The 12,453-nt window shown below is 51.8% G+C and carries 15 protein-coding genes; 14 read left to right on the forward strand and 1 reads right to left on the reverse strand.

Annotated features, from left to right (window positions below; genetic code table 11):
* The first annotated feature begins 6 nt into the window (after positions 1-6).
* The 7 genes from DFP98_RS06080 (at position 7) to DFP98_RS06110 (ending at position 6,392) form a co-directional block, all read left to right on the forward strand.
* Positions 7-966, forward strand: coding sequence for a beta-ketoacyl-[acyl-carrier-protein] synthase family protein (locus DFP98_RS06080; RefSeq protein WP_116059654.1), 960 nt, complete (start codon positions 7-9; stop codon positions 964-966).
* 21 nt (positions 967-987) lie between these two features.
* Positions 988-2,289: a M20/M25/M40 family metallo-hydrolase gene (locus DFP98_RS06085; RefSeq protein WP_116059655.1), complete on the forward strand. Its 1,302-nt coding sequence runs from the start codon at positions 988-990 to the stop codon at positions 2,287-2,289.
* Positions 2,290-2,306: 17 nt separating this feature from the next.
* A complete protein-coding gene (locus DFP98_RS06090) occupies positions 2,307-3,563 on the forward strand; it encodes an MFS transporter (RefSeq protein WP_116059656.1) in 1,257 nt (418 codons plus the stop codon).
* Positions 3,564-4,301 carry a thioesterase II family protein gene (locus DFP98_RS06095; protein WP_116059657.1) on the forward strand — a complete coding sequence of 246 codons (738 nt, stop codon included), beginning with the start codon at positions 3,564-3,566 and terminating at the stop codon, positions 4,299-4,301.
* Positions 4,302-4,374: 73 nt separating this feature from the next.
* Positions 4,375-5,310: a hypothetical protein gene (locus DFP98_RS06100; RefSeq protein ID WP_116059658.1), complete on the forward strand. Its 936-nt coding sequence runs from the start codon at positions 4,375-4,377 to the stop codon at positions 5,308-5,310.
* Between the two features lie 165 nt (positions 5,311-5,475).
* Positions 5,476-5,982 (forward strand): GNAT family N-acetyltransferase, encoded by a 507-nt coding sequence (locus DFP98_RS06105; protein WP_116059659.1) that lies wholly within the window; start codon positions 5,476-5,478, stop codon positions 5,980-5,982.
* Complete coding sequence (locus tag DFP98_RS06110; protein WP_116059660.1) at positions 5,979-6,392, forward strand: VOC family protein; 414 nt, start codon at positions 5,979-5,981, stop codon at positions 6,390-6,392. Before DFP98_RS06105 ends, DFP98_RS06110 begins: the two co-directional genes overlap by 4 nt.
* A gap of 75 nt (positions 6,393-6,467) precedes the next feature.
* Here the strand turns inward: DFP98_RS06110 and DFP98_RS06115 are convergent, their stop codons facing one another.
* Positions 6,468-6,719, reverse strand: a complete 252-nt coding sequence (locus DFP98_RS06115; protein WP_116059661.1) for a hypothetical protein — start codon at positions 6,717-6,719, stop codon at positions 6,468-6,470.
* Between the two features lie 172 nt (positions 6,720-6,891).
* Here DFP98_RS06115 and DFP98_RS06120 point away from each other — a divergent pair, with 172 nt between their 5' ends.
* The 7 genes from DFP98_RS06120 (at position 6,892) to DFP98_RS06150 (ending at position 12,438) form a co-directional block, all read left to right on the forward strand.
* Positions 6,892-7,401, forward strand: a complete 510-nt coding sequence (locus DFP98_RS06120) for a DUF4275 family protein (RefSeq protein WP_116059662.1) — start codon at positions 6,892-6,894, stop codon at positions 7,399-7,401.
* Positions 7,402-7,415: 14 nt separating this feature from the next.
* A complete protein-coding gene (locus DFP98_RS06125; RefSeq protein WP_116059663.1) occupies positions 7,416-7,727 on the forward strand; it encodes a Nif3-like dinuclear metal center hexameric protein in 312 nt (103 codons plus the stop codon).
* A gap of 100 nt (positions 7,728-7,827) precedes the next feature.
* Positions 7,828-8,106 carry a tetratricopeptide repeat protein gene (locus DFP98_RS06130; protein WP_116059664.1) on the forward strand — a complete coding sequence of 93 codons (279 nt, stop codon included), beginning with the start codon at positions 7,828-7,830 and terminating at the stop codon, positions 8,104-8,106.
* Positions 8,107-8,181: 75 nt separating this feature from the next.
* Positions 8,182-8,643: an SRPBCC family protein gene (locus DFP98_RS06135; protein ID WP_116059665.1), complete on the forward strand. Its 462-nt coding sequence runs from the start codon at positions 8,182-8,184 to the stop codon at positions 8,641-8,643.
* Positions 8,644-8,826: 183 nt separating this feature from the next.
* Positions 8,827-10,038 (forward strand): ROK family transcriptional regulator, encoded by a 1,212-nt coding sequence (locus DFP98_RS06140; RefSeq protein WP_116059666.1) that lies wholly within the window; start codon positions 8,827-8,829, stop codon positions 10,036-10,038.
* Between the two features lie 134 nt (positions 10,039-10,172).
* On the forward strand, positions 10,173-11,471 hold the full coding sequence (locus tag DFP98_RS06145; RefSeq protein ID WP_116059667.1) for an ABC transporter substrate-binding protein: 1,299 nt from the start codon (positions 10,173-10,175) through the stop codon (positions 11,469-11,471).
* A 97-nt stretch (positions 11,472-11,568) separates the two neighbouring features.
* On the forward strand, positions 11,569-12,438 hold the full coding sequence (locus DFP98_RS06150; protein WP_116059668.1) for a carbohydrate ABC transporter permease: 870 nt from the start codon (positions 11,569-11,571) through the stop codon (positions 12,436-12,438).
* The last annotated feature ends 15 nt before the right edge of the window (positions 12,439-12,453 follow it).

A 12,453-nucleotide genomic window follows, 5' to 3' on the forward strand; every position in this document is an offset into this window, starting at 1 on the left:
CGATTCGTGAGCAACCTATACTTGTCGATCAGACAGATGGATGTGCCAACGTCGCAACAACTTTCATGCGACGACGGGAGGAGCGGCGATTCCGATTCATCGGACGAATTCAGCGAGATATTCTTTCCGACTCCCGAGCATTACCGCGAATTTCGCGCCGGGATGCGGGAGCGGACGGTCGATTCGGCAGCACCGGAAATCCCCGTGTTTGCTGAATCCGGCAGTCAAGTGGCGATAAGCGCCATTCAAGCGTTGGGCATGAATGCGGCGAAGCTGGGCTACTTGTATTACTGCCATGAGACGCTGGAAAAAGAGTACGTTCTGCCTTCTCTGAAAATCAAACGCCAATTCGAAATGAACGACTGCATTTCGCTCATGTTCAGCCAATGCGGCAGCTTATCCAGCCTAAGCGCTCTGCGTCTGGCCAATTCGGCTATGCGGAAGCAGCCGGACAAGCTTGCGCTGCTGGTCTTGGCGGACCGAGTGGAGTTTGCCGAGCTTCGTTACCAATTCTCTGGTTATTTGCGCGGGGACAGCGCTTCCGTCATGGCATTGTCTACCTCCGCCGGAGATTATCGGATCGTCGAGGCGCGGAAGTTCGCCGACGGCATTCCTCCGTCGTATCCGCTCTGGAAGAATGAAGATTACCGTCTTGCTGAGCAATTGATGAGCGATCATGGAGAGAGGCTGCTTCAGCAGGCGTTGTTGCTTCATGGCCGCATCGATTATGTGCTGTGCCATCGGCTTTCGAACGCTTTTTGCCAGGCGGTGGCAGCGAAATGCCGACAAATCTCGTCCGAGTTTTACGAAAGACGGCAATGGGCGGACGTTAACTTGCTAGGCAATGATCCCTACGTAAGTCTGCGGCAGCTGGAGCAAGAGCGCGAGATTCCCGAGGGAAGCAAGCTGCTGCTGCTGTTTGCCGGAATCGATTTTGGTGTGGGCTATCTGGTACTGCAAAAGTAAACATCCACAGTGGAGGCGCAAATGGAGAACAGGCATGATCCGGTAGCCATCTTGCAGAAGCTGCTCTCATTTAATACGACGAATCCGCCCGGCAATGAACGGGAATGCATTATGTACATCGAGGATTTGCTTCGGAGCCATGGAATCGAGAGCAATCTGCTGGCTCTTGACGCCAATCGCCCCAACTTAATCGCAACCATTCGCGGCACGGGGCAGGCACCTCCTCTGCTGCTCTATGGACATGTAGACGTCGTGCCGACCGAAGGGCAAAGCTGGAAGCTGCCCCCGTTCAGCGGCGACATATACGACGGCTATGTCTGGGGGCGCGGAGCCTTGGACATGAAAGGCGGCATCGCGATGCTGCTGTCCGCTTTCCTGGAGGCCAAATCGCGAGAGCATGAACTGCCGCGCGATGTTGTCCTTACGATCGTGTCCGACGAAGAAGCGGGAGGAAGGTTCGGTTCGAAATTTCTCGTCGAGCATCATGCCGAGCGGTTCTCGGGTATACGGCATGCGATCGGAGAATTCGGCGGCTTCTCGTTTTATGTCGGGAAGCAGAAGTTTTATCCGATTATGGTCGCAGAGAAAAGATTGTGCTGGTTGAAGACGACGATCAAAGGCTCCGGAGGCCATGGCTCGCAGGCGAAAGCTAAGAGCGCGGTCGCGATGCTCGGCGATATCATTCAGCGGCTGCGCCCGCTTCGGTTTCCCGCGCACATCACTCCGGCGGTGCGGACGATGATCGAGGCGATGGCGAATGCCATGCCGCAGACTCAGAAGCGGCTGTTCCGACAACTGCTGCACCCCGGATGGACCTCGGCGATTTTGAAATTGCTGGGGGATAAGGGGACAACGCTGGCGCCCTTGTTCTACAATACGGCCAACATTACGGTCATACAGGGCGGATTGGCCGTTAATGCGATTCCTGAGCAGATCGAACTGAAGATCGACGGCCGCTTGCTGCCGGGATTCGAACCTGCCGATTTAATGAAGGAATTGAACAAAGCGATCGGGTATGAGCTGGAATACGAGGTACTGCTGCACGATCCATTCCCCGACGCCGTAGACATGGAGCTGTTCCCGAAGCTGGCTGAAATTTTGCGCGAACAGGACCCGCAAGGCGTTCCGATTCCCTTTGTCTTGACCGGATCGACGGACAGCCGATTTTTTGCCGGGCTGGGCATTCAAACCTATGGATTTTTGCCGATGAATCTGTCCAAGTCCTTTGCCTTTACCGAGTTTATTCATGCCGCGAACGAAAGGATTCCTATTCAGGCGCTGCAGTCGGGGGCGCAGGCGATCAGTCGGTTGCTGTTTCGCTAGAAAGGAGAGCGCACGCCGTGGAAATCTTGAAAAATCGCAATTTTACCCGCCTGTTCTCGGCTTCCTTGACTTCGCAAATGGGCACGATTTTGGGCAATATGGCTTTTGTGTTCTATTTGCTGGATCGCTTTAGCGATCAGCCGGGTTATGCGACGGCGGCCGAGCTGATGTCCGCGCTGCCGAGCGTGTTCGTGTTCTTTATTGTCGGAGTCGTCGCCGATCGGTTCGACCGGGCGAAAATCGCGGAGAACTCGGATTGGATACGGACCGGCCTTACGCTGTTTATTTTAGGCGCGCTCGCGTTGGACCTGCTTGCTCTCGTATTTGTGCTTCTATTTCTGCGCAGCGCCGTTTCCAAATTTTTTGTTCCTGCTCAGCTCGCCCTCGTGCAGGGGATTCTCGGGGAGAAGCAGCTGATGCAGGCGGCGGGTCTAAATCAGATGGTGTCGGGGGTATTTATCGTATTCGGCATGGGACTGGGTGCGGCGGCTTATTTGTACTTGGGCATTGTCTGGGCGATCGTGATCGACGGAATTAGCATGATCGCGTCCGCTCTGCTTATTCGCTCCTGCCGCATTCCGCTGGAGGTTAGATTGCCGAATGGGCGTTCGGAGTGGCGGAGCCTGGGGCTTAAACCGGTCATGGCCGACTTTACGGTCGGCATGAAATACATTCTTCGCTATCGCTTGCTGCTGTCGATTATGCTGGGCTATTTGGTTTTCGGCTTGATTAACGGCACGCTGGCCGTCATTCCGATGTTCACCCTGAAGTATAAACTGGTTCCGGATCAGTACGAGCAATATATGGCTTTATTCGCGATTTTCCTGGGTGTCGGTTTCTTCCTGGGCAGCATCGTCGGCTCTTGGGCGCTGCAGAAGCTGAAGCCGCATCTCGTCATCAACGCCGGGCTGCTTCTCATCAGTCTATTGGCCGTCGTGTTCGCGATGATTGCCGACATCTGGACGTACTTGATCGGCGTTACATTGGCCGGCATGTGCATCGCCCCCGTTAACGTCGCGCTCGGGGGCTGGCTCCCGCAGATTGTGGATGCCGACAAAATGGGACGAGTGGCGGCGTGGCTGGAACCGATCATGATGCTGGCGCATTCCATTGCGTTAGGATTAGTGCTTGCATTTTACCCGCAGGTCATCAGTTTGGAGAGCGCTTATTTCGGACTGGCCGCCATTACGTTCATCCTGTTCGTATACTATAGCTGGAGCCTGACCAAATGGGCGCCGGAAACGGCAGCAGCGCAAAAAGAGGTTGAGCTATAGATGGACAATATGGTCAAAGTATTTAATTATTCCGCGGCTAGTCGCAAGCGCCTGATTTGTATTCCTTATGCGGGAGGCTATTCGGCCGCATTTAAGCCCCTGGAGACCGAGCTTCGAGGCGACTGGCAGGTCGTATCGGTCGACCCTCCGGGACACGGCTCCAATCCGGAGCCGCTGTTGAACAATCTGGAAGCGCTCGTACAGCTATATCTTGGCCGGCTTCGCACCTATTTTAAGCCTCCGTTTGTGCTGTTCGGACATAGTATGGGAGGAAAAATCGTCCACCGTATGGCGCAGCAGCTGGAATTGGCGGGAGTGTCTCCCGCCGCGGTCATCGTGTCGGGATGTCCCGCTCCGGATTGTCCGCCCGCCGTGTACAAGGACGATCAAGCTTTGCTGAAGCACGTCGCTTCGTTCGGCGGCATCCCGGAGGAGCTGCTTCGTTACGGTCCGTTTATCGACTACTTCCTCCCGATTCTACGGGCGGACTACGATGCGATCGCAACATATATATGTCCAAGCGAACAACGGCTGAAAGCGCCTCTTCATGTCTTTTACGGGACCGAGGACAGCGTATTTACACGAGAGGATGCGGCCGCTTGGTTGAAATGGGCCGAGAGGGTAGAGGCCGCGGCCTTCACAGGCGGGCATCTGTTTGTTCAGCATCAGGCCGACGAGCTGGCGGGTCGGATCAGGATCATTTTAAACTACGTTAAGGAGGGGATACCGACGAGATAACAGGCGTGGCCGACGAGTCGAGCGATAAGCTCATCTGCGTCCCATATTAATCATAACGTTAGGGGTGGATATGATGAACACGCTGAACGCGATGCATACGCTGAACGCTACGTTATTCGAGTACGAGGAGAACTATTTTAATTGCCGCAATGCGCAAGTCGTCTCGTACTTGAGATCCAAAGGAGTTCCAGTCGATTATTATTTCTATAATACATTGGAAAATACGAAAACCGTATACGATCATTTATTTACCAAAAATCAAAATCGCTGGCTGTACGATACCGGCTGTCTATGCAAACAGGATGATTTCCAACTGCTAGGCGTCAAAATTGTCGATCAAAGGTATTCTAAGTTTCAATCGGCGAAGGAGCAGATCGTTAAGCTGCTGAAGGAAGAAACCTCCGTTTTTTCATGGCTGTGCAATTATTACATCCCGCATCGGGAGCATTATCGGAAGTATAGATCCTTTCATTCGTTTATTATTCATGAGCACGTTCCAGGCAAAGAGGCCAAATATGTCGTTCAGGATCCGCCGGTGTTTTACGGAGAGATGAGCGAAGAGATGCTAGGCAAGTCGTTTAACTCGGCACCGGGAGCGGCAAGAGGAATTACTTATGCGGACCTTAGCGGCGTTCATGTGGATAAAAAAATGCTGATGGACAAATATGCGGAATGGTTAAACGGTTTCTCCGACGATCTTACCACGCTTGCAATCGTTAAAGAGCAGCTGCCCAAGCAATTGCAGGCGGATCAGGAGAAGTTCAGGTTTTTCTTCGCCATTATGTTCGGTTCTCGGATGCTGTTTTCCAGGTTTCTGGAGGCGATGGCGTTCGACGCATCCCTTGTTCGTGCCGCGGCCGAGTGCTCCGCTATTTCAGAGTCGATCCATTATGTGCTGAAACATTCGGAATGGGACAATATAGACGTTGAAAAAATCGTTCGTCAGATGACGGAGCTTACGGAGAAAGAGATGCATTTCATTCAAGCCTTGAAAAACATGCAAATCTAAGAAGAGCAACTCTGCAGCCTTAGTTCGGGATTCGAAACCGGACTAAGGCTGTTTCAATTCAGGAAGTTGTCAGACAACTCACTTCGGATAAGCGCAACTAGAAAGAATGGGTTATAATACCAGTAAGCTGGGGAAGAAAAGCGGCTAATCGGAAAGGGGAGGAAGATGTCCACATACCGTTTCTATCCGATGACCAAGGAAATGGCAGCTCGGATCACATCCTGGAAGTATGAAGAACCCTATTCTTTGTACAATATGGACGAAAACGAGGATGGCATCTCAGAGCTGATGAACGAGGATTATTATTACGTAGCGGATTGGCAAGATAGGTTGGTGGGGTTTCTGTGCAGCGGCGACTCGGCTCGCGTTCCAGGCGGGTATGCGGCTAATTTATATAATAATGGAGCTTTGGACATTGGATTCGGTTTGAGGCCTGATCTGACAGGGCGAGGCAAAGGGCAGAATTTTTTGACTCAAAGCATAAGTTTTCTGCAACGTCAATTTAAGACGCAGAATTTTCAGCTTGTCGTAGCTGAATTTAATGAAAGAGCCGTAAAAGTATATGAACGAACGGGCTTCGTGAAAGGAAGCAGCTTCAAGAGCAAAGTTAACGAGCGCGAGGTTGGATTTCAAGCAATGAATTATTCCGTACAAGGGGGCTCCATAGGATGAAGCCGAGGATTACGGTAATTACATTGGGCGTGGACGATTTGGAGAAATCATTGAAGTTTTACCGCGATGGCTTGGGATTTCCCACAGAGGGAATCGTCGGTCAACAATTTGAGCATGGTGCCGTGGCCTTTTTCGATTTACATGAAGGCTTAAGACTCGCGATTTGGAAGCGAAAGGATATTGCCTTCGATACAAAGCTCCAGCTTTCCGCACCCAGTCCGACGGAATTTACTTTAGGCCATAATGTGGGTTCGAAAGTCGAAGTCGAAGACATTCTGGAACAAGCGCAAAGGGCTGGCGCAGTGATAACGGTTCCGGGTCACGATACATTTTGGGGCGGTTATTCGGGCTACTTTCAAGACCTGGACGGTCATCTGTGGGAAGTCGTCTGGAATCCGCAATGGGAGTAAAAGCAAAATGCCCCCTGGATCGCGATCATCCAAGAGGCATCTATACAATCGTATGGGTATCGGCCGAACACTGGACTATGCAGCCGAACCGGAGGGTTTCGGTTCATCGTTGCTGATATCGTCGGCAACAGGCTCGTCATCCGCGACATGGTAATATTTTTCGTAGACCCGGACGGGAACTAACAAGCAGAAACCTACGAGTATAATGCAGAAGGTGAAAAATCCATATGTGCTCATGAAATCGGCAACCAGTTGACCGCCCTCCGAAGCCATTTTCGCTACGCTTTCTCCGACAGGGGGCAGGTTGGACAAAAATTGCATACTCATGGACGTAACCTCCAATAAAATGAATTTGACGGGCCGCTCCCAGGCAGCGCTGCGGCTCATCCTCATTGAGTTTGTGAACGACGTTCTTTCTGATTTCTATATTAAAACGTCCTGCTTCGGATTAATGTGATAAATATCACAATAATGAAAAACAGTTGGGAGCAAGCGAACGGTGAAAAATAAAATAATCGAATTAGTGAATCAGCTTCCGGACAGCGATCTGGAAAAGCTGTATTGGTCGGTTGAATTCCTTCATCAAAACTACTTGTACAGAAAAAGCCTGCAGGACAAAGGCATCATTTTGACAGAACGCTTCGGGTTGGAGACGCAACAGATCGTTGAGCAATGGGACGCCGCATTTGCCGGCGAGATTAGCGACAAAACCAAAGAAGAGATCTATTTCTCCGAGTTTAAGTGGCATATGTTCAGCTATAAGAAAAAAGACTGCTTGACGGCGGAGGCCGCAAGGGAAGCTTTCGATGGGGCAGCTAAAGATGAGGTGTACGTCTTTTATCAAAACTCGCCTCAGGTATGGGTATATACAAATGCCGCAGGGTTGCGCTCCACGGATTTCGACTCTCAGCAGGACGTTTATGTTTTTGACAAAGCCTTGAAATGGACCTATATTCATACTCACGAGTCGTATTGCGGTCCGTACTTTTGCGAGACGGTAGTGGAGTAGGGGGAGGAACACCCATGGACTATTCGCAATTTAAGAATACGCTGCACGAGTTGTTCGGAAGCTTGCTTGAACAATTTAAGGAACAAGGAGAGTATGGCTTCAACTACGAAAGCTCCAAACCGATCAGCAAGATCGGATATTGCACCAACCTTACACCCGAGATTGTGGATCAGGCTAAAGTCGAAAACGTGAATTTGATTGTAACCCATCATGACGCCTGGGAGTTTGTGTACGGAATGAGAGAAATATGCGTTAGAAAGCTGAAGGAGTACGACATCGGACTTTTACCGAAATATTCGGAGTTAAAGCTCTTGCTCATAAAATAAAAGAAGCATCCCCGCAACTGGAACTGGTGTATTTGCCGGAAGAGCATCTGGAGTGAGTTAGTGCGAATGTTCGAAGGAAAGAAGAAGGGAGTAGACGTTCATGTTGAGAAAAAACAGGACGGTTATTTCGATTGGTGCGGCTGTATTGCTGGCTTCCTTTTTTTATTGGAACTTTTACACGTATCATACAGGCGCGGTCGTCGAATTGATCGAAAACAGCTCTGATCTCCTACTCGTTCAGGACGAGAGCGGCAATTTAAAAACGATAAATACTTCCATCGATCTGTCGCAAATAACTATGAAAAACAAAAAATATTTTATAAGCTACGAACATAGAAAATGGGAAACGCCGAGGCTGTTATCGATCTCGCCCGTTTAGTCTAACGAGAGTTATATTAAATTACAGATGAGTACCCCGACAGTGCAGAAACAGAGACAGAGGAGAGAAAAACATATGATTACCGTAACAACGCGAGTCGAAATCGATGCGCCGATTCAGTTGGTTTTCGACTTGGCGAGAGATATTGATGTACATACTCGAACCGTATGGCCGCATACGAAGGAAAAGGCGGTTCGAGGCGTAACGAGCGGAAGAATCGGACATGGTCAGACGGTTACCTTTGAAGCGAAACATTTGGGAGTCAGGCAGCGACTGACGTCCTTAATTACCGAATACCGCGAGCCGTATCTTTTCGTGGATGAGATGCAGAAAGGCGCGTTCAAGACATTAAAGCATACCCACGAATTCGAAGAGATTAACGGCAAAACGGTAATGACCGATACTTTATGCTTTGAAGCGCCGCTTGGAATTATCGGCAGGTGGGTGGAGAGGATCATCTTAAAAGAGTACATGAGAAAGTTTTTGGAGCATCGCAATAACGAGTTGAAAAAGGTGGCCGAGGCGGGGGAGGCTTAGTCGCAGTTGCGTCCGTGACGAGAGCTGGCCGCGCTGCCAACAAGCAGGAGGGGGGGATGCTGTTCAAATTACGCGAATCTGATAAATTACATATTGACAGGCAGCATGGAACCGCTTAATCTATTAATTAATAAACCTAATTAATGTATGTGGCAAGGCTGCACTCGGAAATGAGGAAAAGCAATGGCAAAACGTTCGGCGGACCAGAAGCTGGTTCGAATGACCAATCAAAATCTGATTCTCTCCACAATACGCGAGAAGGAAAGCGTTACTCGAAGCATTCTGTCGAAGGCGCTGCAATTAAGCGTGCCCAGCGTGTGCGCGAATGTCGACCAGCTCATTGAGCTTGGTATCGTGCGGGAGACAGGCGAGGAAACGTCGAGCGTCGGTCGCAAGGCCAAAGTGCTGAAGCTGAACCCCCGTTACGGCTACCTGATCTCCGTCGACTTAAGCAATCCTTGTGTTACGCTGGCAATGAGCGATCTGGAGCCGGTCGTTCTGCAGCAGTTGAAATTCGATCTTGATCTGTATCGGATAGAGCAGCTGATGGAGCTACTGCTGGAGAAAATCGAGCAATTGCTCGAGCAAAGCAGTATCTCCTCGCGTCAGGTACTGGCGATCTCCGTATCCGTTCCGGGCATCGTCGACAGCGAGCGGGGCGTTGTGGAGTGCGGCTCCTATTTGGCTTCTCTTGGCAGTGTGGCTTTTCGCGAGCAGCTTCAAAGCCGCTTCGATGTGCCGGTGCTGCTGCAGAAGGACATCGACGCGGCGATCATTGCGGAGAGAAACTTTGGCGCCGCGAAGGACAGCGCCAATGCGGCCTTCGTGAGCGCGGACGTCGGAATAGGCACAGGAATCGTGCTTGGCGGGGCACTATTCAAAGGCAGCAGATACGCGGCCGGAGAGCTGAGTAGATTCATTATGGATCGGCAGCCGCTCGCGGACGGCTTAGCTCCAGCGCTTCTGGGCGACCTCGTATCGGTGAAAGCGCTCGTACAGTCCGTGCGCGCCGAAGTCGAATTGGGGGCGGCCAGCTCTGTGCTTGACGAAGCAGGCGGAGATTCCGCACGTATCGATTTTAACGCGATCATTGGCGCGACCATGTCCGGAGACCCGCTTTGCGTCAAGCATGTAAAAGAGAGCGCCCGTCTAATGGGACTTGCGGTATCCAATATGCTGCTGCTGCTCGATTTGGATTGCGTTATCCTCGGCGGAGGATTTGCGGCGCTCGGCGCCGCTTATACGGAGAACTTGGCCGAAGAAGTAAGGAAGCACGTTCCCCAAACGCCGTCCATTCGAACGACAGAGCTGAGAAGCAAGGCGGTCGTTATGGGCGGGATCAGCTTGGCGTTGGAAGCGGTGTTCGACGAGCTGCTTCTGGAAAAGTCCGTCTAATAAGCGGCTTTTCTTTTCGCCATTTAATTAATAAGGTTTATTAATGAATAGAAAACACAACTTCGGTTGATTCTCGGACAAACCGGTGTGTCCGAGTTCAATATAATCATTTTTATTCAAAGGGAGAGTCTGGAATGAAGATCAGAAAGACAAGCCGCAAGTTGACCGTTTCATTGATGCTCGTCGCGCTCGCAGGCGCATTGCTTGCCGGATGCGGCAGCAATAAAGACAGCGCTTCCCCCGACGGAGCCTCCTCGCCGACAACCGGCAAAGAAGAGAAGCAGATCAAGCTTCGCGTGGCGACATCGTTTGCCGGATCGGACCCTTGGGTAGCGTCATGGACCGATGCCGTCCAATCGTTCCAGGATGCCAATCCGAACATCACGATCGTCGACGAGTCGACCCCGGTCAATCAGGAGGCTCTACGTACGAAAGTGAAAGCCGACGCCGCGACCGGCAATCTGGCCGATGTTCTGTTTTACTTTAACGGCAGCGAGACGAAAATGCTGCAGGAAACGGGCGCGATCGTATCGTGGGAAGACGAACTGGCGAAGGATCCCGAATGGGCAGGCACGTTTAATGCGGCGATTCTCGATAAAGTGAAATACGACGGAAAGCTGTATTCGCTGCCTTATATCGGTTTCTACGAAGGGCTGTTCTGGAATAAGGAGCTGTTCGACAAGCATCAGCTCGAGGCTCCAACGACTTTTGACGCGTTTATGAAAGCGGTTGATACGTTCGCCGCCAACGATATGATTCCGTTCGCAACCTCGCTGACTACGCCTTATATCCAAGAAGCGCTCGTATTGTCTCAGGTCGGCCCGGAAGGCCAACAGCTGGCGTACGATCCGTCCTGGGCTCCGGCGCTGAACATTATCAAAGACTTGAGCGACCGCAAAGCGTTCCCGCGCGATGCGCTGACGTTGGATGACGACAAGGCGCAAGCGCTGTTCTCCGGCGGCAAGGCGGCGATGATGTTTAACGGTTCCTGGACGGCAGTCGGCTTGTCCGCCAATCCGGCGATCCAGATCGCTCCGTTCCCGCTCGTTCCGGGCGGCAAAGGCGAGAACATGATCGTGTCCGGCTTTGGCTCCGGCTGGTACATGAAGAAAAACGAGGATCAAGCTCAATATGACGCCGCACTGGCCTTCATCAAGTATATGACGTCCCCGGACGTGGCCGGCACTTTTGCCGCAGTCGGCGGAACTTACGCGGTCAAAACTGCCGACACGGGCAGCACGGCGCCGTTGCTCAAAGCCGGCAACGAAATGGTCGCGCAGGCGAAAGACTTCGTGATGCCGATCGATTCCTACGTGTCCCGCGAGTCGTACACCGATTTCCTGAAAGGCTTGGGTTATTTGGCGAACGGCAAGAAGACGGCGGAGGAAGTGCTGGAGCAAGCGAAGAAGCTCAGCGATCGCAACCAAGGCTAGGCAAGCGGGCTAACGCTCCTGGGCGGGAAGGGCGGATATCGCCGTTCCCGGCTCAGCGAATGAGCCCCGGGAGCATGCCTCTTTAGGAGGAACCGATGTGAATTTCAAAGACAAACGTTATATCGTGCTTTTCCTGGCGCCGACGGTCATCCTTTTGTTCGCGTTTTTGCTGTATCCGTTGATTCAATCGGTGTTTTACAGCTTCACGGACTGGTATAACTTCTCCAATGAGAAAACGTTTATCGGATTGGACAACTACCGTCAGCTTGCGGAGGACCCGGTCGTAGGCATCGCCTTGAGAAACACCCTTATCCTGACCGTCGGAGCGATCGTTCTGCAAGCCGGCGGAGGGCTGGCGCTCGCTCTGCTTACGGATAGCGTGAAGCGGGGCTTCAAGTTTTTCCGGACGGTCTATTTCTTCCCGATCGTGATCTCGGGAACGGCAATCGGTCTGATGTTCTCGATTATTTACAACTACGATTACGGATTGCTGAACGCCATTATGCGCACGCTTGGGCTTCCCGAGCAAGTGTGGCTGACGGAGCATAGCTCGATCTATCTCGTGCTGATTCCGATTTTGTGGCAATATGTCGGCTTTTACTTTGTTATTTTCCTGACCGGCATTTCGAAAATTCCCGAGGACATCTACGAATCGGCGCAGCTGGACGGAATAACGGGCATTCAGAAGGCTTTGAAGATTACGATCCCGCTGCTGCGCGACGTTATCGCTTCCTGCTTGACGCTGGCGACCGCCGGGGCGCTCAAGGTGTTCGACGTCGTTTACATTGTGACCAAAGGCGGCCCGATGAATTCCAGCGAGCTGCTCAGCACGTATATGTACGACAAAGCCTTTAACGGCCAGAACGTCGGCTATGCAAGCACGATCGTCATTGCGATGATGCTGCTGGGCATTCTGATTACCGTGCTGCTGAACAAAGCCGTCAAGAAAGATACGATTAGCTTCTGACTCGGGAGGGAAATG

This window comes from Cohnella phaseoli (assembly GCF_003386235.1).
In the GTDB taxonomy this organism is placed as follows: Bacteria; Bacillota; Bacilli; order Paenibacillales; family Paenibacillaceae; genus Cohnella; species Cohnella phaseoli.